The organism is Blautia sp. Marseille-P3201T, assembly GCF_900120295.1.
Lineage (GTDB): Bacteria > Bacillota > Clostridia > Lachnospirales > Lachnospiraceae > Blautia.
In genome coordinates, this window is the sequence record NZ_LT635470.1 from 1,153,643 (window position 1) to 1,177,954 (window position 24,312).

26 protein-coding genes are annotated in these 24,312 nt (G+C 37.0%); 6 read left to right on the forward strand and 20 right to left on the reverse strand.

From position 1 onward, the window contains the following. Positions 1 to 91: 91 nt before the first annotated feature. The 13 genes from BQ7352_RS13975 to BQ7352_RS14035 all read right to left on the reverse strand — a co-directional run bounded on the left by BQ7352_RS13975 (position 92) and on the right by BQ7352_RS14035 (position 12,604). Positions 92 to 1,543: a sugar transferase gene (locus BQ7352_RS13975; RefSeq protein WP_072449771.1), complete on the reverse strand. Its 1,452-nt coding sequence runs from the start codon at positions 1,541 to 1,543 to the stop codon at positions 92 to 94. 166 nt (positions 1,544 to 1,709) lie between these two features. Continuing rightward, positions 1,710 to 2,573 (reverse strand): hypothetical protein, encoded by an 864-nt coding sequence (locus tag BQ7352_RS13980; RefSeq protein ID WP_072449772.1) that lies wholly within the window; start codon positions 2,571 to 2,573, stop codon positions 1,710 to 1,712. A gap of 18 nt (positions 2,574 to 2,591) precedes the next feature. Next, a complete protein-coding gene (locus BQ7352_RS13985; RefSeq protein ID WP_200791388.1) occupies positions 2,592 to 3,284 on the reverse strand; it encodes a CpsD/CapB family tyrosine-protein kinase in 693 nt (230 codons plus the stop codon). Next, the gene (locus tag BQ7352_RS13990; protein ID WP_072449774.1) at positions 3,284 to 4,021 is read right to left on the reverse strand and encodes a YveK family protein; all 738 of its coding nucleotides are present in this window, start codon (positions 4,019 to 4,021) and stop codon (positions 3,284 to 3,286) included. The genes BQ7352_RS13985 and BQ7352_RS13990 overlap by 1 nt, the downstream gene beginning before the upstream one ends. Positions 4,022 to 4,035: 14 nt before the next feature. Next, positions 4,036 to 4,758: a CpsB/CapC family capsule biosynthesis tyrosine phosphatase gene (locus BQ7352_RS13995; protein WP_072449775.1), complete on the reverse strand. Its 723-nt coding sequence runs from the start codon at positions 4,756 to 4,758 to the stop codon at positions 4,036 to 4,038. Between the two features lie 442 nt (positions 4,759 to 5,200). Next, complete coding sequence (locus BQ7352_RS14000; RefSeq protein ID WP_072449776.1) at positions 5,201 to 6,253, reverse strand: PTS sugar transporter subunit IIC; 1,053 nt, start codon at positions 6,251 to 6,253, stop codon at positions 5,201 to 5,203. A gap of 298 nt (positions 6,254 to 6,551) precedes the next feature. Next, on the reverse strand, positions 6,552 to 7,277 hold the full coding sequence (locus BQ7352_RS14005; protein WP_072449777.1) for a glycerophosphodiester phosphodiesterase: 726 nt from the start codon (positions 7,275 to 7,277) through the stop codon (positions 6,552 to 6,554). A gap of 15 nt (positions 7,278 to 7,292) precedes the next feature. Continuing rightward, a complete protein-coding gene (locus BQ7352_RS14010; protein WP_072449778.1) occupies positions 7,293 to 8,699 on the reverse strand; it encodes an ABC transporter substrate-binding protein in 1,407 nt (468 codons plus the stop codon). 18 nt (positions 8,700 to 8,717) lie between these two features. After that, positions 8,718 to 9,560 carry a carbohydrate ABC transporter permease gene (locus BQ7352_RS14015; protein ID WP_072449779.1) on the reverse strand — a complete coding sequence of 281 codons (843 nt, stop codon included), beginning with the start codon at positions 9,558 to 9,560 and terminating at the stop codon, positions 8,718 to 8,720. Then, complete coding sequence (locus BQ7352_RS14020; RefSeq protein WP_072449780.1) at positions 9,557 to 10,420, reverse strand: carbohydrate ABC transporter permease; 864 nt, start codon at positions 10,418 to 10,420, stop codon at positions 9,557 to 9,559. Before BQ7352_RS14020 ends, BQ7352_RS14015 begins: the two co-directional genes overlap by 4 nt. After that, the gene (locus tag BQ7352_RS14025; protein ID WP_072449781.1) at positions 10,413 to 11,564 is read right to left on the reverse strand and encodes an ABC transporter ATP-binding protein; all 1,152 of its coding nucleotides are present in this window, start codon (positions 11,562 to 11,564) and stop codon (positions 10,413 to 10,415) included. The genes BQ7352_RS14020 and BQ7352_RS14025 overlap by 8 nt, the downstream gene beginning before the upstream one ends. 140 nt (positions 11,565 to 11,704) lie before the next feature. Beyond that, the gene (locus BQ7352_RS14030) at positions 11,705 to 12,055 is read right to left on the reverse strand and encodes a hypothetical protein (protein ID WP_072449782.1); all 351 of its coding nucleotides are present in this window, start codon (positions 12,053 to 12,055) and stop codon (positions 11,705 to 11,707) included. Positions 12,056 to 12,454: 399 nt separating this feature from the next. Beyond that, on the reverse strand, positions 12,455 to 12,604 hold the full coding sequence (locus BQ7352_RS14035) for a glutamyl-tRNA amidotransferase (RefSeq protein WP_072449783.1): 150 nt from the start codon (positions 12,602 to 12,604) through the stop codon (positions 12,455 to 12,457). Positions 12,605 to 12,911: 307 nt separating this feature from the next. On the opposite strand from BQ7352_RS14035, the gene BQ7352_RS14040 reads away from it, so the two are divergent. Beyond that, positions 12,912 to 13,478 carry a M15 family metallopeptidase gene (locus BQ7352_RS14040; protein WP_072449784.1) on the forward strand — a complete coding sequence of 189 codons (567 nt, stop codon included), beginning with the start codon at positions 12,912 to 12,914 and terminating at the stop codon, positions 13,476 to 13,478. 55 nt (positions 13,479 to 13,533) lie between these two features. Then, entirely contained in the window at positions 13,534 to 14,997 is a 1,464-nt protein-coding gene (locus tag BQ7352_RS14045) for a nicotinate phosphoribosyltransferase (RefSeq protein WP_072449785.1), read from the forward strand. 135 nt (positions 14,998 to 15,132) lie between these two features. Here BQ7352_RS14045 and spoVT read toward each other — a convergent pair whose 3' ends face one another. Beyond that, on the reverse strand, positions 15,133 to 15,678 hold the full coding sequence (gene spoVT, locus BQ7352_RS14050; protein WP_072449786.1) for a stage V sporulation protein T: 546 nt from the start codon (positions 15,676 to 15,678) through the stop codon (positions 15,133 to 15,135). A gap of 192 nt (positions 15,679 to 15,870) precedes the next feature. Between spoVT and BQ7352_RS14055 the strand changes: the two genes are divergently transcribed. Beyond that, entirely contained in the window at positions 15,871 to 16,665 is a 795-nt protein-coding gene (locus BQ7352_RS14055) for a Cof-type HAD-IIB family hydrolase (RefSeq protein ID WP_072449787.1), read from the forward strand. A 53-nt stretch (positions 16,666 to 16,718) separates the two neighbouring features. Here BQ7352_RS14055 and BQ7352_RS14060 read toward each other — a convergent pair whose 3' ends face one another. From BQ7352_RS14060 to trhA, 5 genes are all read right to left on the reverse strand, one after another. Beyond that, positions 16,719 to 16,931, reverse strand: coding sequence for a hypothetical protein (locus BQ7352_RS14060; RefSeq protein ID WP_072449788.1), 213 nt, complete (start codon positions 16,929 to 16,931; stop codon positions 16,719 to 16,721). Next, the gene (locus tag BQ7352_RS14065; RefSeq protein ID WP_072449789.1) at positions 16,904 to 18,736 is read right to left on the reverse strand and encodes a hypothetical protein; all 1,833 of its coding nucleotides are present in this window, start codon (positions 18,734 to 18,736) and stop codon (positions 16,904 to 16,906) included. The genes BQ7352_RS14060 and BQ7352_RS14065 overlap by 28 nt, the downstream gene beginning before the upstream one ends. Before the next feature lie 20 nt (positions 18,737 to 18,756). Next, the gene (locus tag BQ7352_RS14070) at positions 18,757 to 19,761 is read right to left on the reverse strand and encodes a hypothetical protein (protein WP_072449790.1); all 1,005 of its coding nucleotides are present in this window, start codon (positions 19,759 to 19,761) and stop codon (positions 18,757 to 18,759) included. Continuing rightward, entirely contained in the window at positions 19,745 to 19,900 is a 156-nt protein-coding gene (locus tag BQ7352_RS14570) for a hypothetical protein (RefSeq protein ID WP_159430651.1), read from the reverse strand. The genes BQ7352_RS14070 and BQ7352_RS14570 overlap by 17 nt, the downstream gene beginning before the upstream one ends. 177 nt (positions 19,901 to 20,077) lie before the next feature. Further along, on the reverse strand, positions 20,078 to 20,740 hold the full coding sequence (gene trhA, locus BQ7352_RS14075; protein WP_072449791.1) for a PAQR family membrane homeostasis protein TrhA: 663 nt from the start codon (positions 20,738 to 20,740) through the stop codon (positions 20,078 to 20,080). A gap of 328 nt (positions 20,741 to 21,068) precedes the next feature. On the opposite strand from trhA, the gene BQ7352_RS14080 reads away from it, so the two are divergent. From BQ7352_RS14080 to BQ7352_RS14090, 3 genes are all read left to right on the forward strand, one after another. Continuing rightward, positions 21,069 to 21,611, forward strand: coding sequence for an NADH peroxidase (locus BQ7352_RS14080; protein WP_072449792.1), 543 nt, complete (start codon positions 21,069 to 21,071; stop codon positions 21,609 to 21,611). Between the two features lie 187 nt (positions 21,612 to 21,798). After that, the gene (locus BQ7352_RS14085) at positions 21,799 to 22,206 is read left to right on the forward strand and encodes a Fur family transcriptional regulator (protein ID WP_072449793.1); all 408 of its coding nucleotides are present in this window, start codon (positions 21,799 to 21,801) and stop codon (positions 22,204 to 22,206) included. Between the two features lie 118 nt (positions 22,207 to 22,324). Next, entirely contained in the window at positions 22,325 to 22,867 is a 543-nt protein-coding gene (locus BQ7352_RS14090) for an NADH peroxidase (RefSeq protein WP_072449794.1), read from the forward strand. A gap of 104 nt (positions 22,868 to 22,971) precedes the next feature. Here the strand turns inward: BQ7352_RS14090 and BQ7352_RS14095 are convergent, their stop codons facing one another. Then, on the reverse strand, positions 22,972 to 24,303 hold the full coding sequence (locus tag BQ7352_RS14095; protein WP_072449795.1) for a glycoside hydrolase family 32 protein: 1,332 nt from the start codon (positions 24,301 to 24,303) through the stop codon (positions 22,972 to 22,974). Positions 24,304 to 24,312: the final 9 nt, after the last annotated feature.

Sequence of the window (24,312 nt, forward strand, 5' to 3'; positions counted from 1 at the left end):
TAAACCTCCTCAGTTGTTTTTTTATTTATAACTTATCTATTTATATCTTTTTGCAGCTCATTATCCCCGCATAATAAGCTGCAAATTAAGATTACATTGAGCCATCTTTTTTAAATACTACTAGCACTGTTTTTAATAAAATCTTTATATCCATTCCGATATTCCAATTTTCAATATATTCTTTATCAAGCCTTACTACTTCTTCAAAATCGGTAATATCACTTCGACCACTCACCTGCCACATCCCAGTAATTCCTGGCTTAATAGCTAGCCGTGCTCTGTGATGAAGCTCATACAAAGAAGTTTCAGAAATCAGGGGAGGTCTAGTCCCAATGATCGACATGTCTCCTTTCAACACATTAAAGAACTGCGGGAACTCATCCAAACTTGTCCTTCTAATAAAATCACCAATACCAGTTTTATGTGTTCCATCAGGAAGAATTTTATTTCCGATAACACGAGGATCAAAGTCAAGTTTAAACATTTTTCCATCCCCAAGTTTGTTATCTTTCATAAGCTCTGCTTTACGTTCTTCAGCATCCATATACATACTTCGGAATTTATACATCTTGAATTTCTTTCCATTCTTCCCAACTCGTTCCTGGGCAAAGAAAATTGGTCCTGGTGAAGCAAGATATATTGCTGGACCGACAAAAATACAAATAATCCCTGTTAGAATACATCCAACCAAGCCGCCCGCTATATCCATCAAACGCTTCAACATTAATTGTCTAGTTGATGCATAATTAATACTTGTAGTTAATACCGTATAATTTCCAACCTTTTCTACAAACTGTTTTTTACCTGGCACATTTGTAATCTTTGCAAGATTTAAATGTACTGTTACACCAGTTTCCGTTATTTTATCAATTAACTCTGCTGGATATGGTAATACTTCTGAAATAACAATTAGTACCTCATCTATCCATTCCTGGCACACATACATAGGTGCTGTTTCTTCATTAGCGACTACTGGAACTCCATGAATATTTTTCCCAGTCCAGTCAGTATCAATAACAGCAATACCCGCTAAAGTATATCTTGCGTAATTATTTTTTTTCATATTTTCAACTACTTGTTCAGCCACATCTTCAGAAGTAATAATAAGTAACTTACGTTCTCCTCCGTCTTTCATTTTTTTACGCAGAACACTCTTCCAAAACTCCCTGACTAAATATGTAACGATAAGATAAATAACAACTGTAAGAATTAATGTTAGTCTTGAAAACTGTTGTCCTTGCTGAATCAAAAACAAATATAAAATTGCTAATGCACCAACCATAACCGAATGATTTAATGCCACTACAAATTCCCGATAATAGCCCCTCTTTAATACGCTTTTCATTGTGCCATATGCGAAAATCACAATTAAATCTGCCAGCATAAAAAATACAGCCATATTACGATAAATAATAGTTTCGTATGGATTGAACCCATATCCGCTAATTGCATATGCCAGAACATATGCCAACTGCAAACAAATCATATCTAAGATTATAAAGTCTGCATGTTTCAACCATCCTTCTGAATCTTTTCTATACATAGATTTCTCTCTTTCCCCTCACATTTCTTTGTAGTATATATGTCAACTTATGATTGTCCCCGCAATAACATAAGCATCTTTCTAATAATATAAAGTCCCAATGTTTTAACCAACTGTTGGCATTCTTTCTATACATGCTCCCACCTCTTGCTTCTTCTAGTTTCTTTTATTTTACAATATAACCCAATTCTAACAACTTATCATAAAGTGCATCTGCAACCTGTGTCTGTCCGTCTGCCGTTGTTGTTGTCACAGTACAGATATCAATAGTGCTGATGTAATGTTCTCCCCATGTTTCTTTCATTACTCTTTCATATTCCGGTATATCTACACTGCCATCCATTGGTCTCACACCGACAACAATGAATTTATCTTTATTCGCTCCGAAAGTATCCAGAACTTTCTGCTGCTGTTCTGCCAGTTCATTTGGATCTTTGTTCCATCCACCATAATATCCCATAGTAATAACAGGGATATAATCTTTATCAAAACGATCCATTTCTTCTGCTGTTAAATCACGAATGCCTGTTTCTGTCACCGGAGGGGTTGTGCCTCCCGCACTTGCTTTGTGCTTTTCAATGTATTTATCCAAATCAGCCTGTGGCACCCCTGCCATTTTCATCACAGATAAAGTACCTGCACCTGCCAGTGTTTTATTGGCATACTCCAGTGTATATCCTTCTGCTTTTAGTTTCTCTTCCAGCTTTACTCTTGAGGAATACTGCAGTTCATTCTCTGCTGTAAAAAACTCATCTCCCCAGAAGGAAATTCCCGCAGGCATCTGAGGTTCTTCCGGTTTCTCTTCTTTCACTTCTTCTGGTGTTTCTTCCTTCTTGTCTTTCTTTTCTTCTGTATCTTCTTTTTTTACATTTTCTTTTTCATTTTTTACTTCCTGCACCAGCTTTTCACTTTTCGCCGCTTCTGTCTTAGAATCCCAGACTATAAAGCCTGCCAGAGCCACTGCCAGAGCTCCGCATATCAGGACCAGCAAAAAGTTCCACGCCCATGAGGTTTTTTTCTTTCTTCTCATTTTTCTCTCTCTGCCTTTTTATCTTTTTTTACTATCACTGCTGTAATAATAATCGTATTTACCGTAATATTTGTTTTTCTCAATATTTACTTTATTTAACACCACACCTAAAAGCTTACAGCCCGTCTTTTCCATCTGTTCTTTCACTTTCTGCGCCACCTTATAGCTGACACGCTCGCTTTCAATTACCAGTACAGCTCCATCACTTTCCTTTGCGATAATAGCCGCATCAATAACACTTCCTACCGGCGGTGTATCAATAATAATATAGTCATAATATTCTCTGATCTCTGTAAGTAACTCATGGAATGCCGATTCTTCTAAAAGTTCAGAAGGATTAGGCGCCATCGGCCCTGCAAAGATAATATCTACGTTGAGAAAGTTTGTCTGATAAATCAGAAATTCCTTTGCCAGCTGTCCGCTTAAATATTGAGACAAACCATTGACTTTCTGTTTAATACGATATCTGCTCACATAAGCAGATCTACGAATATCCGCATCAATGAGAAGTACTCTCTTGCCCATGTTTCCGATTTCCTGACATAATTGGAATGTCACATCACTTTTTCCCTCATTTGGGAAGCAACTGGTAAACATAATTGTTTTTACATTTTTACCTGTAAACTGAATATTGGTACGAAGGGTTTTAATTGCTTCTTCGTAAAAATAATCCTTTTTTCTGATATCTGTCATTACGACTTTCTGTTCCATTATTTTCTCCCCTTCTTACTTTTTTTCTTTTTTCCATGTTTCTTTTCATTAATATAGTCTTTTCTATCCGGCACACTAGTCAATGTTGAAAGTCCAAGATACTTCTCTACATCTTCCTCTGTTTTAATAGTGTCATCCATAATAGCGATTACTACAAATGCACCGGCGCTGACAAACAGCCCTAAGAGTAACCCTAGTGCTGCGTTCTTCTTCATATTTGGACTGGATTTATGAATTGGAAGCTGACCTTCATCAATAATCTTTGGCGCCTTTACTTCCATCTTGTCCCCAATAAACTGAGAAGCTATATTTGCAACTTCATTTACAATCTTCTGTGCCATCTTAGGCTCTGAATCTTCTACTGTAATATTTAAAATACGTGTTCCTTCCGGATTTTCCACAGAAATTTTTTCTTTTAATTCTTCATAAGTCATGTCCAGGTCTAAATTTTTCACTGTTTCATCTAAAACCGGACGGCTTGTAATCAGTACGCTGTAGTCTTTTGTCAGCTGTGTTCCCATCTGTACGTCAGACGCTGTTTCAAGTCCGTTTTCCATCAGCAAAAGCATACTGGAAGTTGATGTATACGTGGGAGTAATAAAAAGTTTTGTCACAACGCAGCTAAGGCATGCAACCAATAAGCCCATGGCTATAATCACTAATATTTTTTCTTTTAAGACATAAAAAATCTGTTTTAAATCAATTTCTAATTCATCTTCGCGCGTATTTTCCATCATCTCAATCCTTTTCTTTATAAAATTTTATTCGCCAGAATTCTCTCTGCATTTGCATAGGAGATATCCTTCATATATTCATTATCCAGATGTTTTTCCATCCAGCGTGAAGCTTCCATAAGTTCCGGCTTTCTCGTTCTCATGTTGTGCATGTCACTTCCGAGAAAATGAACATTTCCTTCCTTCAGCATCTTTCTGCACCATCTGGTTGTTTCCTCGTACCATTTGCCTCCAATGGGCTTATAGTTCATCTGCATCAGAGCGCCTGCCTGGATCAGTTCCTCTACACGTCCTTTTTCTCTCAGCGCCGAGTACCTCTCGAAATGAGCAATAATCGGAGTGTACTGTGCCATAGTCAGTTCCCGCACACCGTTAATGAACATAGAATATGGCATAGAAGGATGAAACTCAGTCAATACATAGGAGCTTCCATTTAATGTAAGAAGTTTCTTTTCATTCAGTTTTTCTACTACGTCTTCTGTGTAGAAAACTTCCTGCCCTGCATAAATAGTAAAATCTTCTCCTATTTCTGTTCGGGCTTTTCTTTGCAATTCTTCTCTCAATATTCTGAAACGTTCCGGGTCTTCATTGCGAAACTGTCTGGAATAATGAGAAGTGGCAACAACCGCATATACCCCTTGCTTGGCGGCAGATTTCAGCATACGCAGACTTTCTTCCATATCTGCTGCTCCATCGTCCACCCCCGGAAGTACGTGGCAGTGTAAGTCAATTCTTTTCATATCTCTCTACCTCATTGCGCAACTACCCCCCCCCCTAAAAATTGGGTATAGCGTACTAACAACTATGACTTTTAAGGGAGGGGGGTAATTATTTCTAGCCTCAACATCTGCCTGTCATCCGCAGAATAGTCCTTGTGGAGCATTTTTTATTTCTTAGGACGTAATTTCCTCTGAAATAAAAAAGCCGGTATTCCTGCAAATCGGACACCGACAACCTTGAGGCCTATTATTTCGTTAGTATTTTGTCTTGGTGACCTATATAGTTAATAATTCTACTATACTTATAATATTGTAGCATCATTTTCCCTTCTTTTCAACAAAATCCCCCTTTTTTTGTTTCTAAATTTTATACATTTTTTTGTGTTTTTTAGTTATTTTTTACAAATATGAAAAAAGATGATATTATGACGTAATTTTTTTGTCATAATACCATCTTCATTTTTTATAAATCCAGTTTCAAATCATTTTCTTTAATCCATCCATGTTTTCTAAATGGAATTGCAATGAGCCATGTAAGCACTGCCGGAAGAATAAAGCAAATCAGTACCATTCCAATCCAGTCCATAGGTGTAATGGCTGCTTTTGCACCGCTTGCAATATCATTTACCCATCCTGTATACACGCCAATCTGGCCTACAAAACCGCAGGTTCCCATACCGGATGCCACTGCTGCTCCATTCATCTCCATGTGAAACAGACAAGTTGCCAATGGTCCTGTAATTGCAGATGCCAGAGTCGGCGGAAGCCAGATTTTTGGATTTTTCACAATATTCCCCATCTGCAGCATAGATGTTCCAATTCCCTGAGCAAAAAGTCCGCCCCACTTATTTTCACGGAAACTCATCACTGCAAATCCTACCATCTGTGCACAACATCCGGCCACTGCCGCGCCACCTGCCAGACCAGTAAGGGAAAGAGCCGCACAGATTGCCGCACTGCTGATTGGAAGTGTCAGGGCAATTCCTACGATTACTGATACTAAAATTCCCATAAAGAATGGCTGAAGCTCTGTTGCCCACATAATAGCATTTCCTACACTGCTTGCAGCATAGCCAATTGCCGGCGCCCACCACAAGGATAAAAGTACACCTACAGCAATTGTTGTAAATGGTGTGACAATAATATCAATTTTCGTTTCTTTAGATACTAATTTCCCAAACTCTGCCGCAAAGATTGTTACCACCAACACTGCCAGAGGACCGCCTGCCCCTCCCAGCTCATTGGCTGCCATTCCTACTGCTGCCAATGAAAACAGTACCAATGGCGGACACTGCAGAGCATAACCGATGGAAATTGCCATGGCTGCACCTGTAGCTCCTTTTGCATAAGTTCCCACCGTTACCAGAATATCAATGCCAAGCTGCTCTCCCAGCGTACTGATAATCGTACCAATCAGCAAAGAAGCAAATAGCCCCTGTGCCATAGCACTTAAAGCATCGATACCATATCTTTTCGCTGAAAAAATAATGTTTTTTCTTTTTAGAAATTCTTTCATATCCTTTTCTCCCTCTAACTGTCATTCCAACTGTCTTGTCAGTTAAAATCTATTATGCACAGTTTGTAAGGGTTCGTCAACTAACTTCTCTCCAAAATTTGTACAAATTTCCCAATAGACTTTCTTTTCAATTCATGTATACTATAGATAAGATATTTCATAATATTTTTGGTCGACAAGACCAGTAGAAAAAAATAATTTGACCGACAAGGTTTCTCTGGATATCCAGAGCAGGGTATGGTTAATTCCATACCCTTTTATCTTAATAAGGAGAAAATCAAAAGTTATACGCTGAACTTCAAAAATTTTCTCTCAATTCCACAGATACCTTAGGATAATTCGTAATTATCGCATCTACTCCTGCATCTATAAACATCTTCATATCTTCTTTATTATTTACAGTCCACACACGTACCTTTAACCCACTTTTCATATATGTTTCCAGAAAATCCGCCATTTTCAGGTGGTAAACTGCCGGATGCAGTCCTTTTACACCTGTGTCTTTTGCATATTTTTCCATATTCAACGGAACATCACTGAATAAGTATGCAGTTTCTGCATCGCTATTCTGTTCTAAGACTTTCTGAATGCTATAGTGGTTGAAGGACGAGTAAATTACCCTGTCCTCCATACCCATTGTTTTTACAATATCCATGGTTTTTTCTTCAATTCCTTCATACCAGTAAATACCTGTTTTTAATTCGATATTTACCTTTATGCGGGAGTTCTTTACCAAATTCAGAGCTTCTTTTAATGTAGGTATTTGAACTCCCTGATATTTTTCCATGTGATTGTGAAAAGAGAATTTTTTCAGTTCCTCCAATGTATAGTCTCTTACATTACCGTGTCCGTTGCTGGTTCTGTCAAGAGTTTCATCATGGATAACCACTACTTCTCCGTCTTTGGTAAGGTGTACATCTAACTCCATACCATCTGCCCCTTGTTCCATTGCCAGTCGGAAAGCCTCCAGTGTGTTTTCCGGGGCATATCCGCTGGCGCCTCTGTGAGCAAATATTTCTGTCATGCTCTTTCACCTCAATTATTCATTTACAAGATTATATTCTTCAATGGATTTATTAATCGCATCTGCCATATTTTTTACTGTTGTTTTTACATCTGTATTTCCGTTAAGCAGGTTTTCAATTTCTGATTCTACTGTTGCTCTCGCTTCCGGGAATACGCTTAATAATGCACCTACATATTCCGGTGAAGAGTCATGGAGCTGGTCAATCGCTGTCTGGAACTGCGGATATTTTTCTACATTTTCTTTAAACACCGGTTCTTCCTGAGCTGCTGTTGTCACAGGGAAATATCCAGTCTGTGCATTCCAGTATGCCTGTGACTCCGGAGAAATGAGGAATTTTACAAATTCCCATGTTGCTCTTGTTTTCTTAGGATCATTGTTGTTTAATGCCCATAAAGATGCCCCGCCAATAGAAACTCCTCCTTCATCTGTGGATTTTACTTTAGGGAAGTATGCAGTACCTACTTCAAATTTTCCGTTTACGTCCTGCAAAATCTGTTTTAAAGAAGCTGTAGAACCCAGTGTAATAGCTGATTTCCCTGCAGAAAAGTCTGCCAGACCTGCATCTCCGCCTTTTCCTACATTTGGTGCATATCCTTTGTCATAGAGGGATTTCCATGCAGTCAAAATGTTTTCTGCGGCACCATTTTCATCAAAAGCAACTGCTGTAGCAGCCTCTGTTCTTCCGTTTCCATTGTTGGCATATTCCAGCCCCTGTTTTCCGATAAACTGTTCAAAGAACCAACCATAAATGCCTAGAGACATAACCTGTCCTGCGCCGCCTTCATTTAAAAGTTTATCGCCAATAGCCTCAATTCCTTCCAGACTGTCTGGAATTTCCGTAATGCCTGCCTTTTCAAACATTTCCTTATTATAGTACATAATCGGTGTAGAAGAGTTGAAAGGCATAGAGTACAGCTGGTCATCAATAGTATAATATGCTGCCAGATTTGGCTCAATCTGAGACACATCATAGTTGTCCGCATCAATCATTTCCTGCATAGGTGTAATCCAGCCTGATTCAATCATAAATCTGCTTCCGATTTCATATACCTGTACTAAATCTGCTCCCATATTTCCAATCTGAGCGCTTTTGAGTTTATTCAAAGAGTCGTCATATTCTCCCTGATACTGAGCCTTTACTGTAATTCCATATTCGTTTTCATCGTTAAATTTCTGTACCAATGTATCAATGGCCTGTCCATTAACCCCTCCCATAGAATGCCAGAAAGAAATTTCTGTGCCATCTATCTCAGAAGCATCTGCCATAGAAAATTCTTCTGTATCTTCTGTTTGTTTGGTATCTTCTGTCTTATCTTCTGTTTTATTTCCTGTTTCTGTAGTTTTGTTTCCTCCGCATCCTGCCAGAGTCCCCATGATCATTGTTCCTGCTAAAATCACTGAAATTAATTTTTTCTTCATTCTTTTTTCCTTTCTTTGTCAGCCTTTTACTGCTCCTGCAAACATTCCTCGAATAAGCTGTTTCTGTCCCACAATAAATATAGATATTGAAGGAATAATTACCATTACCACACCTGCAATCATAAGTGTAATTGACTGAGAGTCTACACTGTCCAGCATACTGATACCGATTTGTACGGTTCTCATTTCATCAGAACCTGTTACCAGCAGCGGCCACATATACATATTCCATGCATTAATAAAGGTATAAACACCCATTGCTCCGATTGCTGATTTTGTAAGAGGTATCAAAATTCTCACAATAAACTTCAAGTTGCTGCACCCATCCAGCTTTGCAGACTCATACAAAGAGATAGGAAATGTGCTATAAAACTGCCGGAACAGGAAAATTCCCATTGCCGATGTCAAGTAAGGTACAATTAATACAGAATATGTGTCTAACATACCCAGCTGGCTTACTGTAAGATAGTTGGAAATAATTGTTGCTTCTCCCGGGACCATCATCGTAGCCATAACAACCATAAATAACACACCTTTTCCTTTAAATTCTAAAAAGGAGAAGGCAAAGGCAGCCAGGGAGCAGGTAATAATCTGTCCCAGGGTAATACAGGCTGCCATGATAAACGAATTCACAATAAAACGAAGCAAGGGCACGCTTGCAAATGCCTGTTTAAAATTTTCAATAGTCGGATTTTTCGGAAATAAATTCAAATCCATAGTAAAGAGTTCCCCGGATGGCATAAATGCAATGCTAACCGCATACAAAAGGGGAATTAACACGATAATGGCGGTAATCACATTAATCAAAACCCGTATTCCTGTATTTATTCTTCTTTTTCGCAAAGCCTTTGTATTTATCATGGTTTTCCCCCTTTCTTTTCTATGCGGAACATTACCAGTGTAATGAGCATTACAATAAAGAATAAGACTACGGACTGTGCTGCTGCACTTCCGAAACGATAATTAAAGAAAGCATCCCGATAAATGGAATATACAATTACATTTGTGGTTTCATTTGGTCCTCCTTCAGTGAGGATTTTAATCTGCCCAAAAGACTGGAATGCCTGAATAATATTTACTACTAATGTATAAAACATAATTGGAGACAGCCCCGGCAATGTAAGATGAAAAAATTGCTGTACACCGCTTGCTCCGTCTACAGAAGCTCTTTCATAAATGGTATTGTCAATATTCCCAAGTCCTGCGGAAAAGTATAGAAAGTTTATTCCGCTGTTTAACCATGCTGTGAGGATTGCCACACAGTACAGCGCTGTTTCCGGATTACTTAACCAGTTAATATCAAGCCCCAGAAGCTTATTTACAATTCCCACGGAAGGATGAAGCATCAGCTTAAAGATAAGAGCTGCGGAACTTGATGCAATCGCCATTGGCAACGCATAAGCCGTACTGAAAAAACGAATTCCCGGAAATGCTTTATTACACAACACTGCGGTGATTAAGCCTAAAAGCATACTTCCTACCACAACAATCCCTACAAAAATCAAGGTTACTTTCAAGCTGTTCAGAAAAGATGGAGAACTTAACAATTCTGTATAATTATCCACTCCCACAAAGAGCTTTGCCTGCCCCATCTTGTCAGTTTTGTAAAAACTCAAATAGATTGTTTTAAAAAAGGGATAAAACAAAAATACTGCAAAAACCAACATACACGGCAGCAAATATCCATAAGGAGCCAAACTGCCTTTTTTCTTTTTATGCATGAATAAAACCCTCCTTATAAAATAAATTTTGCTGTGTGTCTATGTCAAAGGCATAAAGCTTTTCTGTGTCAAAATAGAAGCTGATACTTTCTCCTCGTTTTGTTTCATTCTCCGGTTTTAAACGCACTGCCTGATTTCTTCCCTGTGCCTGAAAATATAAAACAACTTCCGCGCCTAAAAGCTCTCTGGCAATTACTGTTTCTTCTAAACCCACACTGTTTTTCTCAAAACCTCTTTGTTTCGCTTCTTCATACTCATAAATATCTTCCGGACGAATTCCCAGAATTACCTTTTCGCCATTTTTTTCTCGTTGCAGAATTTCTCCCTTTTCTCCATCCAGATAGATTTTCTTTCCAAGCTCATTTCCACCCAGATAAAGAAGTGTTCTTCCATCTTCAACAGATACCCATGCATCAAAAAAATTCATGGACGGCGCTCCGATGAAACCGGCTACAAATAAATTCGCCGGATTATTATAAATCTCTGCTGGAGGAGCAACCTGCTGTACAAAGCCATCCTTCATTACCACTATTTTTGTTCCCAATGTCATTGCCTCTGTCTGATCATGTGTAACATAAATAATGGTAGTTTCCAGATTTCTATGTAGCTTTGCCAGCTCAATTCGCATCTGTGTGCGAAGCTTGGCATCCAGATTAGACAGAGGTTCATCCATTAGAAAAACCTTGGGTTTTCGGATGATTGCACTTCCCATAGCAACTCTCTGTTTCTGTCCTCCTGAGAGTGCGCTGGGTTTTCTGTCCAATAAATGCTCGATTTCCAGGATTTTTGCTACTTCATGAACTCTTTTTTTAATTTCATCTTTGGGTATTTTTCTGATTTTCAACGCATAAGCCAGATTTCCGTAAACCGTCATATTGGGATACAGAGCATAATTCTGGAAAACCATGGACATATCCCTGTCTTTCGGTTCACAATAATTACTAAATTCTCCGTCTATATAAAGCTCTCCATCTGAAATTTCCTCAAGTCCCGCTATCATGCGAAGAGTCGTTGACTTCCCGCACCCGGATGGACCTACTAAGATTACAAATTCTTTATCTTGAATTTCCAGATTAACATTCCTGACTGCATACTGCTCGTTTTCATATATTTTTGAAACATTTTTCAATGTGATTTCTGACATCCTGTTTCTCCTTCCTGTTTCAGCAATCTGTGCTTTAGTTTAACGGAAAGAAAAGATACGAACTATCATGGTTTTGAGAAATAAACGTAAAAAAGGTGTAAAACCATTAGAATATCTAATGACTTTACACCTTCTTTGAATTATAAAATATGTTTTTTAATTTCTGCCACTTCTTGCTTCATTTTTTCCATGTCAGAAATCAAATAATTTACTTTAATCTGATATGCTAGCTGATTACTTAATGATTGATTACTTTCATTCAATCGTTGAAATAGCTTGCAATGACTATCTGCCAGTAAAGATATATTTTTGTCTGTTACATTTTCGATATGAAGCCTTATATCCTTTGTTTCTTCTTTTAATCCTTGGATATCCTTTTTCATGTCGATCATATCTTTCTTCATGTCAGTCATGTCTTTTTTCATATCAGTGATATCTTTTGTAATGGTTTGCAATATTTCAAACATTGCATCAATCTTCGTATCGTTCATACTGTACCTCCTAACAACTATAGTAATATAGGTAATGGAATAAGCCTGAAATGATGCGGTATATGATATTGAATAGCTTACCACTGCAGATATTTTAGCATGGAGAAACATGAAAATCCATTGACATTGTTCCCAAAAAAGCACAGGCTGAATTCTATGGATTTTTGTGTATTTTTATTATCTTTTTATATTGCCAGTATATTGCTTCTAAAAAATGTATATGCTATAATGGCGGTAACTAAAAAGTTATATATATCCAAATGCCACCCCCTTTCTGTTGCCAGATTGGGTACGACAACAAAAAATTATACCTTAATTGCTCTTTTCTTACTATTCATATTAATGCACAAAAAAAGAAGACAGAAACTTTTCAGCCCTATCTTCCCTTGTTTTTATCTCTTATTTATCATAATTAAAAATGCTGTGGTAATACTTATCTTCCTTATCATTTAAACCAAATGGTACAATTTTTGACATTCCCATCATATAATCATGAAATCTTTCCTTAAAACTTTTTTTCTTATTTACTACGTTTGCATTTGCTGCCATAGTGATTGCCTCTTTTCCTTTTCAATTAAAATATATTTATCTTTTACAATGCGTATGATAGCACTTTCTGTTTCATTCATCAATATGCCCAATAACACTTCTCCCTTTTGACTTTTCGCACTTCAACGTAGTAATATACTCAAAATTATTTTTTCTGTTTCAGCCTTTTTAATCCCTCTTTTTTTATGCAACTTTCTCACTTTTTCTCTTTTATCTTATCATACTAAAGAGCATTTTTTAATTTTAGTTCTATTTTCCTATATAACCACATATCTTATACTTATTATAAAAAGGCAGGTGCTTACCTATGTTCTACTATACACAACTTATTAATCCTTCTTCTCCTCTGGCATTTGATTATGTACCGGAGAGTCTTACAACTGCACAAATTCCTTTTTCTCCTTCTGCCAACTACGAACGCAGACAACTGGATTGTGTTGCCGCTTCTGCTGCAGAAGCTCTTTTCGCTCAAGCTTCTCTGGATAATATCTGCCTTACAGGAGTTTCCGGATATCGCTCTTACTTAAGTCAAAAACAATTATACGAAAATGCCTTAAAAAGAAACAGCACAGCCGTAGCTGCCCCTGGAACCAGCGAACACCAAAGCGGGCTTGCTCTTGATGTTTCCTCTCCTTCCTTAGATTTTGAACTGGAAGAGTCTTTTTCTGATACAACAGAAGGAAAATGGTTAAAGACGCATGCTCCAATCCACGGGTTTATTCTCCGTTATCCCAAACGAAAGGAACATATTACAGGTTATCCCTTTGAGCCTTGGCACATACGATTTGTAGGCAAAACCCTTTCTCTCTATCTTTCTCTTACAGGACTTACACTGGAAGAATATCATGGAATGAAGCTAACTCAAACCTTTTAATTCTTTTACAAAAGTGGTATAATGTTTGCACTAAATGCAAAAGGAGCACTATGATATGAGAGCTTTAAATCTGACATTATTGACTGATTTATACGAATTAACTATGATGCAGGGATATTTTAAAAATCCCACAGACCAAATCGTTGTTTTTGATGCCTTTTACAGGAAAAATCCCTGTGGTGGCGGATATGCCATTGCAGCAGGGCTGGAACAGATTATTGAATATGTTCGTGATCTCCATTTTTCCCCTGATGATATTGATTATTTAAAAAGTCTGAAAATTTTTGATACAGACTTTCTGGAATATTTAAGAGGTTTTCATTTCACAGGTGATATTTATGCTATTCCTGAGGGAACTGTTGTTTTCCCAAGAGAACCTCTCTTAAAAGTAATTGCGCCTGTTATGGAAGCTCAGTTAATTGAAACTGCCGTTTTAAATCTGTTAAACCACCAAAGTTTAATTGCTACAAAAGCTTCCCGTGTTGTTTACGCAGCAAAAGGTGACGGTATTATGGAATTTGGACTTCGCCGTGCTCAGGGACCTGATGCAGGACTTTATGGTGCAAGAGCAGCTGTTATTGGTGGCTGTATTGGAACTTCTAATGTTCTTACAGGACAGATGTTTCAGGTTCCTGTAAAAGGTACTCATGCTCACAGTTGGATTATGAGTTTTCCTGATGAATATACTGCATTTAAAACATATGCCGAACTTTATCCAAATGCCTGCATTCTTCTGGTTGATACCTATGATGTTTTAAATTCCGGTGTTCCCAATGCCATTCGTGTCTTTAAGGAGATGAGAGAAGCAGGTATTGATTTAAAAGGATATGGAATTCGTATTGACAGTGGTGATTTGGCTTACCTTTCCAAACAAGCTTATAAAATGCTGGCTGACGCTGGTTTTGAAGATGCAATTATTTCCGCTTCCAGTGACCTTGATGAATATTTAATCGAAAGCTTAAAAGCTCAAGGTGCAAAGATTAATTCCTGGGGAGTAGGAACAAATCTGATTACCTGCAATGATAATCCCGCATTTGGAGGTGTTTACAAGCTGGCCGCAATTAAAAATAAAGATGATGAGGATTTTATACCTAAAATTAAACTTTCCGAAAACATTGAAAAAATCACAAATCCGGGAAATAAAACAATCCAGCGAATTTACGATAAACATACCGGTAAAATACGTGCTGATTTAATTTGCCTGGAAAATGAAGTATTTAATGCTGATGAAGATATGATTATCTTTGATCCTATTGCCACATGGAAGAAAACTAAAATTCCTGGAGGTTCTTATATTTTAAGAGAACTTCTTGTTCCTGTATTCCAGAAAGGAGAATGTGTTTATACTTCTCCTTCTGTAATGGAAATTCAGGAAATCTGTCGCAAAGAGTTAAATACTTTATGGGATGAAACAAGACGTTTTGTCAATCCTCAGGAAGTCTATGTAGATTTATCTGATGAACTTTATAAAATAAAATCAGATCTTTTGAAAAAAGTCGGACAGGCTTCTATTGAATAAAAAAATACAGCTGTCGCCTTAAACATTATCCACAAATATTTATACACTTTGAGATTACAAGCTCAAAGTGAGCACAGACCGAGCATAAAATGTATAAATATTCAGGATATGCACTTAAAGCGGCAGCTTCAGTTTTTATTGTTCCATCTGTCTCCCCAAAAATCCTGCTGCTGTCTGTGCCAGCTTAGGTTCTGTATCTGTAAACTTACGGCCGCCTTCTTTCTCCAAAATAATCACCGCACCAACAGCATCTCCCGCACAGGTAATTACCCATACTACCTGAGAAGCATATTCCATTTTGTCTCCTTCTGTAATTCTAATAAATTCTTTTTTTTCTGCAGTACAGACATTTTTTCTATCTGAAATCAGTTCTTCCAGTTCTCGATTAATCGTCTTCTGCTCATATTCCCTCCAGCCATTTCCTGATGCTGCAATAATCTGATCCTTGTCAGCAATACAGGCAATACAGCCTGCTGCCTGCGCCAGCGCTTCTGTATATTCTTTTGCAAAAGTATTTAATTCGCCAATAGGAGAATATTTCTTTAAAATAATCTGCCCCTCCCGGTCTGTGAAAATTTCCATTGGGTCACTCTCTCTTATTCTTAACGTTCTTCTGATTTCTTTTGGAATTACTACTCTGCCTAGATCATCAATCCTTCTTACAATTCCTGTCGCTTTCATTAAAAAATTCCTCCATCTGTTAAAATTTCCATTTCTGGAAATAGTGTCTGTAAATGGAGGATTTTTATACATTTAATTAAATTGTATCAATCTTTTTAACTCGATTAATACTTTACAATATTTCCATTCTGTCCTAAAATACCTCATAGAATACAGAATTTTAACTCTACTACCAGAAAGGATATTTGATCTATGACATCAAAACTTTTATTTTTTGATATAGACGGCACACTCATCACAGAAGGTCCCGGCGTTATGCCTGACAGTGTAAAGCTCGCATTGGAAAGAGCCCGAAGCAACGGACATCTTCTCTTTATCAATACAGGCAGAACCAAAAGCAGCCTCCCTAAAAAAATAACCGATTTGAATTTTGATGGTTATGTGTGTGGCTGTGGAATAAATATTTTCCTTCATAACAAAGAATTATTTTCTCGTAAACTTACAAATGACTTCTGCAAAAATCTTGTTTACAAACTTCGAGAATATAAAGTATCTGTGCTTTATGAAGCATCCCATGCTGTTTATTTTGATTATACCCTTCCAAACGCTGAGCAATGGATTCGTGCTGCTGAAAAAATTTTCCAAATTAAAGGTGAAAATATTGAAGATGTTTTACACAGTGATACCCTTACTTATGATAAAATCCTTGCAATACTTCCACCCACACCGGAAAATGAAGAATTAAAATCTTATTTATCTCAATACTTCCAGTGTATTGACCGTTCTAATAATATGTATGAAATCATTCAAAAAGGTTTTTCAAAAGCAAGCGGAATTGACTTTCTCTGTGAATATCTGGGTAAATCCAAAGAGGATTGTTACGTTTTTGGTGACAGTGAAAACGACAGAGCAATGCTTGAAGCTGTTCCAAATAGTATTGCTATGGGCAATGCAACACCATCTATTAAAGAAATCTGTTCCTACGTTACTGCTTCTGTTGAAGAAGATGGTATTTACAAAGCAATGGAGCATTTCAGTCTTATTTAACTTCAGAATATTAAATCAGAGCTGTTATCTCCCAGCTCTGATTTAACTATTTTTTATTCAAATGTTGTATATCTCTTTAGCATATTTCGATAGCGAAATCTTGCCATCTGGTTTTTCTCTTTTACATCCTCCTCTGTCCCTGTATAACAGCATCTCAGACAGTAATATTCTTCCTTCTCTTTGTCATAAAACATATCAATATCCAAATCCCTCATAAAACAGGAAGGACAACGGTAGTTTAATTTTCCTTTTCCAGACTGAGCCATGTTCTTAATCTCTCCCCTTTCTTTAATTCTTTCTTCATACCTAATGTAAACATTGGACTAAACGCATATCCTTCTCTATAATATCCTCTCACGCCCTCTTCCTCACAGCTCACTCCTACCCTTGTCTGAATTTCCGGTATAACTGCAGATGCTTCCTTTGCATCTATAATCTCCGCTTCTCTGCACAGATAAGCATAGTTCAGTTTTTCTGTTTTTTCTTCATTCTTTACTGTAAGTACAATCTTACTCATATCTTCCGGATATTCCGTAGTTCCATAACAGGCTGTCATATATTCATTCAGTTCCACACACACATCTGGATTGCTGCTGTCTGTAATTTCACGAATAATTTCAATCTTGGAACTTCCCTCCTCAAACACAAAAGTAGAGGTGATTTCCACCGTCAGATCTGAGAACTCAATGCTAACCGGATCCAATATCAGCTGGTGCCTGATACCTTCTTCCTGATAATGTGCCTTTGTCCTGCACAGGCATAAATCCACTTCTTCTCCCTGATAAGAAACCTTTAAACTCTTAATAGTTCCTTCTCCCGCATAATGGGTAAAATACCCGGCCCTGTAATTCGCCTGGATTAAAAACGGATAACTGGCATCCTGCACATGCTTTGTTCCAATCCCTACAGGCCATTCCAGCTTGGCTGCATAAGGGCGCAGGTCTATCATGGCTCCTCCCTGGTTCATGTCCAGGCAGGTACGCATATAGGGATCTGCATACCAGAAATACTGCTTATCCGAACCATATAAAATGTCTTTCCAAAGGGCACATTCTGGCTGTTGATATGTATGTGTGGAACGGTAATAATCTGCAAATTCACTCATGGTCTGCTCTTCCAGAAGCCCTTCTTTTTTCAATTTCCCATAATAGGCCATTCCATCTTCATAGCTCTTTAAAAGCAGCTCATAAGGTGCTTCCCATCTTCCCATTTTATTCATCCAGCCCGGTCCCACAAACATCATGTTATACGCATATCCCCGATTGTATTTTTCCAGACTGCGATACTGGTCAATCAGATTATATAAATAAGGGTATTCCCCATCCTGATAAATCATCCCCCTCAGAACATTTTGTGGATGCGTCCCAAAATTAGAACCATTCCCATCAAAACATGCCAACAGGTCTCTGGACAAGTGGGGAATTGCCACAACGCCACAGTCTTCCTCTTCATTAGCTGCCGGTGCATGGATATTCTGTTTAGATGGTATCCATGGGTTCCATGGGCCTCCGTCAAAAAGGGTATACCACGAATTGTTACAGGTATGATAAGCCTTTGGACCTTCTTCCCAGCAGGTGGCTACTGCACATTTAATGGAAGGGTATTCCTGTTTGATAAAGTTCATCAGTTCTGCATCAATGTAATAACTGCCTGTAGACTGAGGATAAAAACCAAATTTTTCATAAAACTTTTCAAATACATCTCTTACAATCGCCTTTTTATCCTCCATAGAAAACATCCAGATACAGAAATCCTTTGTTTTATACTTCTTTCGGAATTCCTCACAGGGCAGTCCCAACAAGGATAAGGCAATCTCATCTCCGTATTTTTCATGGTGTTCCTTTGCAATTTCCACTGCTTCCTCATTAAATAAACTTGCATAGGTCATCTGGATCGTCGTCTTAAGTCCGTTTTTATGGGCAATTTCCTGCTGCGTCTTGAAAATGTCCAGACTTTCTGTAAGCAGGGAACTTCTTGAAATATCCTCCTCTTTCCCATGTCCTGTTACCTTTTCCGCATATTCCGGCACCATTTCCGGACGGTGAATTACATTTAATATTAATTTTCCCATTTCTTTTCCTTTCCTGTTTGCTATATGCCGGCAATATTCCCTGCACTTACTATATTTTGCCAAAAATTCTCCATACATAATTTATGATTTTTATCTATTTTATCTTCATTATAAATAAGCATAGGCTCTTCCAATTCTTCCAACCTTTCTACTTCTCCATTCAGATAAAATTCTATTCTCTGCACGGCACTGTTTAATCGAACCCAAACTCCTCCAATACGAATATCAAGGACTTCAAATCCAAACACCTTACATTCATTAAACCAAATCTTTCTTCTTTGTTCCTTCAATTTAGGAATTTCTGATGCACAAATTTCAATTTTTTCCTTTAAAAGCTCCATATTTTTTCTATCTTTTTCCTTATATGCTTTTCGCATATCAATACCCAACATAACCTTTTTTGCAAGTATATCTGCCAAAATTTCGTAATATAAAAACACCTCATCATATTTGGTGCCTTTTTTGTGTAATTCTCTTAATTGTCTATGTAAATCTTTATAATACTCTCCTAACTGCAACTGTGATATCTGTCCATCAAATAGTCCTCCCATCACATCTTGATACAAAATATACTTTGATGGATTATCTGCATTCCTATTTTCCTCAAGAATACCTTGGGGACTATCAAATGCATCTAAAAGCTGGTAAGCTGCTGTACCATATCCCGTTAATTGAACTAACCATCTGTCCAATAATTCTAAATTTACGTTCTGATGATAACAAAGATAAGCAAAATAAATAATTGAATAGACTGCTGTTTTTACCGGTGTTTCTGTTCCGTTATCGAACCAAAAAGTACAAATTGCCTTATCTATTCCTTGGCTCTTACAAGACGACATTCCTGCATTCAACGTTGCTCTGGCTTTTCTATAATTTGGTGCAATGCCATTCCAAGTCCAGCCCCCACCTGCAAACAACAATTTGTCAGTCAACTTTCTATGAAGGCGAATATTCTTATCATAAACCTTCTGCTCATGATGATAATAATCCCAATATACCAAAGTTACATTATCCGGTATTCGCATTGCACGTAATCTGTTCTCCTGTAATTACTTTAAGCACAACATCGCCCTTCTGATTTTCTCGTGCCAATACCGGTGTTCCCATTGAAGCAATTGCTACAGGAACAGCCATCAATACACCCATAAATTGTTTTCTTCTCATTTTTCCCTCCAACTATTCTTTTTTCTTTTACTCTATTGTAAAAAAGAAACATTGTACATGGTATTTTTTTAAACTCTTCATGTACAATATAAATAAAATAAAAGCAGATTTGCTGAAATCCACAAAGAACCTCTTGCAAATCTGCTTTATCCACATTTTCTTATCTTTTTACACATCTTATGCCGGAATAGGCATTACAAAGAAATACATTACAATAAAATGACAAATACTTCCACCCATGACAAAAAGGTGAAAAATTTCATGAGAGCCAAAATTTTTATGATGTGCATTAAAAATCGGCAATTTAAGTGCGTAAATAATTCCACCTACTGTATAAATAATTCCTCCAGCTAAAAGCCAGCCAAATCCGGCCGGTGAAAGGGAATGTACAATAGGAACAAAAGCAAATACACACAGCCATCCCATTCCAATATATATTACAGAAGAAAACCACTTCGGACATGTAATCCAACATGCTTTTACAATAATTCCGATAATTGCAGTAATCCATACAGCGGCACACAGCAATAATCCTGTTTTTCCTTTAAGGACAATTAAGCAAACCGGTGTATAACTGCCTGCAATTAAAATAAAGATCATCATGTGATCCAATTTACGAAGTCTTCTGTTTACTTTCTCTGTTGAGTCTACGGTATGGTAAATCGTACTTGCCGCATACAATAAAATCATACTCAATATGAAAATACTCATAGCTATGATATGAATATAATCCGGTTCTCTTGCAGCTTTCAGCAACAATGGCAGTGCTGCCAAAATAGCCATAATACAACCAATAAAATGAGTTATTGCACTTCCGGGGTCTTTAATTTTCAGTTTCATACCAATCACTCCTTCATTTCTATAAGTATATTATATGATATTTTATATATTAAATTCCTATATTGTAGTATTGTTTATTTTTATATGTAGTTTTAATTACTACTTATTGATATTTAACATACTACACCTTTATTTTAAAAAAATCAAGAGTAAGTTTAAGTTTTTTATTTCTGCAAATACTATTTAAAAATAATTTTCAAAAAATACTTGACATTTTTAGTTAAGTATATTATATTAAAACAGTAATCATTATTATTATTGTTTTAACACTGGTATCTGCCAGATTTGATAACTGAAAATTATTTTAAATGAAAAGGAGATTATTATTATGAAAAAATTTGTATGTAGTGTATGTGGTTATGTTCATGAAGGCGATGCAGCTCCGGAAAAATGTCCGGTTTGTGGTGTAGGACCAGAAAAATTCATCGAACAGTCTGAAGAAAAAAGCTGGGCAGCTGAACACGTTGTAGGTGTTGCAAAAGGCGTCAGCGAAGACATCGCAGCTGATTTAAGAGCAAACTTCGAAGGTGAATGTTCTGAAGTTGGTATGTACTTAGCTATGGCTAGAGTTGCTCACAGAGAAGGATATCCTGAAATTGGTTTATACTGGGAAAAAGCTGCTTGGGAAGAAGCTGAACATGCTGCTAAATTCGCTGAATTATTAGGTGAAGTTGTTACTGACAGCACAAAGAAAAACCTGGAAATGCGTGTTGAAGCTGAAAACGGCGCTACAGCTGGTAAATTTGATTTAGCGAAACGTGCAAAAGCTGCTAACCTTGACGCTATCCATGACACAGTTCATGAAATGGCTAGAGATGAAGCTAGACATGGTAAAGCATTTGAAGGTCTCTTAAAGAGATACTTTGGTTAATCTATAAAAATAAATCCTCCTCATAGCAAATAAATGTTGGATTAAACATGTCATAAATATGATTACTGTTTAATCCAACATTTATACTATCATACTTGACTATTTCAATCAAGTATGATAGTATAATATCAATAACAATTACTATTATTTAATTCGTCAGTTGTTTTTCTGGCAGAAAGGAGAATATATGGCTACTTTGAAATACAGCCGGCAAAGAGAATGTATTCGGGAATACGTTCAAAAATCTAAAGAACACCCTACCGCAGATCAGATATATGCTGAAATTAAACGGGAATTTCCCAATATCAGTCTGGGAACTGTGTACCGTAACCTGTCACTTTTAGTAGAACTTGGAGAAATTGCAAAGATTTCTACCGGAAACAGTCCTGATCGCTTTGATTGCAATACCCGACCGCACAGTCATTTTATCTGTACACATTGTCATTGTATACAAGATATAGAAAACAACGAGTTCGACTGTATGGTAGAAAAAGTTGCTGCTAATATTGACGGAAAAATAACAGATCAAACAACTACTTTTTATGGGTTGTGCAATGACTGCTTAAACGAAAAAGAATTATCAAAAAGTAGTTGACAAATATAGTCAAGTATGTTAAATTAAAATAGTAATCATTACTGTTATTACTTTAAAAAAACCTGGCGAAGCCAGATTTCATAGCAAAATTATTTTAAATGAAAAGGAGATTATTATTATGAAAAAATTTGTATGTAGTGTATGTGGTTATGTTCATGAAGGCGATGCAGCTCCGGAAAAATGTCCAGTTTGTGGTGTAGGACCAGAAAAATTCATCGAACAGTCTGAAGAAAGAAGCTGGGCAGCTGAACACGTTGTAGGTGTTGCAAAAGGCGTTAGCGAAGATATCTTAGCTGATTTAAGAGCAAACTTCGAAGGTGAATGTTCTGAAGTTGGTATGTACTTAGCTATGGCTAGAGTTGCTCACAGAGAAGGATATCCTGAAATCGGTTTATACTGGGAAAAAGCTGCTTGGGAAGAAGCTGAACATGCTGCTAAATTCGCTGAATTATTAGGTGAAGTTGTTACTGACAGCACAAAGAAAAACCTGGAAATGCGTGTTGAAGCTGAAAACGGCGCTACAGCTGGTAAATTTGATTTAGCGAAACGTGCAAAAGCTGCTAACCTTGACGCTATCCATGACACAGTTCATGAAATGGCTAGAGATGAAGCTAGACATGGTAAAGCATTTGAAGGTCTCTTAAAGAGATACTTTGGTTAATCTATAAAAGTAAACTCCTCCGCATAGCAAAAGAGGCTGTCGCTTTAAACATTATCTCAGAATATATAAATATTCGAGATATGACTTAAAACGACAGCCCTTTTTTAAACCTCTGCCTCTATAAATAGCTCCTCAATAGAACCTTCTATCTTTTTCTGCAAATCATATACAACATTGCTTAATACATATATTCCATCGTTCACAAAGACTTCGATTAAATTAGGTTCTACGAAAATATCCAATTTACACGGACCATCTAATTTCGGTGTACTGTTTATGTTTCTGATATTTTCAATCCCTTTAAATACCTGACTTCTGTCCGCCTTTACACATCCATCTTCTATAAAGATTTTATAACCGCCAATATTTAAAATTTCTCCTTCTTTTAACTGCGTTTTTAACCGGAAAGGCTTTGTAAAGTCTATATTTTCTATAGAGTTTACCTTTTTTGACATATAAGCATTTATTTCAGGATGAACTTTGAAGTAAATATGCCCATCTTTTATCTCCATCATTCTCGGAATACACATCATCCCATTCCAAATACTTCTCTCTGACTTTTCCTTAACTGGTTTTGGCATTCTTGCCCAGGCAATCATAACACGATTTCCCTCTTTATCTAGATTTGTCTGAGGAGCATATAAATCAAGGCCGTAATCTACGAACTGATACCCCTTATCCATAGAAATCCTGCATTCTTCCTCTGTAAAGGATACAGGCGCACAAATGGACTGATGTGCGTATTCCATGCCGTCTTTCATAATATCCATAGGAGAAGCCTGCAGAATATACTGTCCGTCTATTTCAAATAAATCAGGGCATTCTAATACACTTCCAAAATCCTCATTTTCATATTGGCATACATATTCCCAATTCACAGCATCCTGACTTTTATAAAAAAGAATGCGTCCCTTTTCTCTGGAAATGGTACTTCCCAAAATCATATAATAACCGTCTTTATACTTCCATACTTTAGGATCTCTTGTATGCGTGGCATCTGCAATATTCTCATCATGAATTACAGGTATAATTTTTTTCTTATTATTCATATTGTCAAAGGAATATCCGTCTTTAGAAATAATCATTGCCTGACTTGTTTCAAATTTCTCATCTTTTGCCCGAAGAATGTCCTCCTCATCTGTTTCCAGATATTTAACAGCGGAATAATATAAATACAATTTTCCGTCTTTTTCTATGGCGCTCCCCGAAAATATTCCGTTTTTATCGTATTCCTTTGTAGGAAACAGCGCCACCCCTAAATGTTCCCAATGCACAAGATCCTCACTGACTGCATGCCCCCAGTGCATCGTTCCCCATTCAGGCAAATATGGAAAATATTGATAAAATAAATGATATTTTCCTTTATAGTAGATAAATCCATTTGGATCATTAATCCAGTTTCCCGGCGATTTTAAATGTAATGTATCTTTAATCATAATCAATTT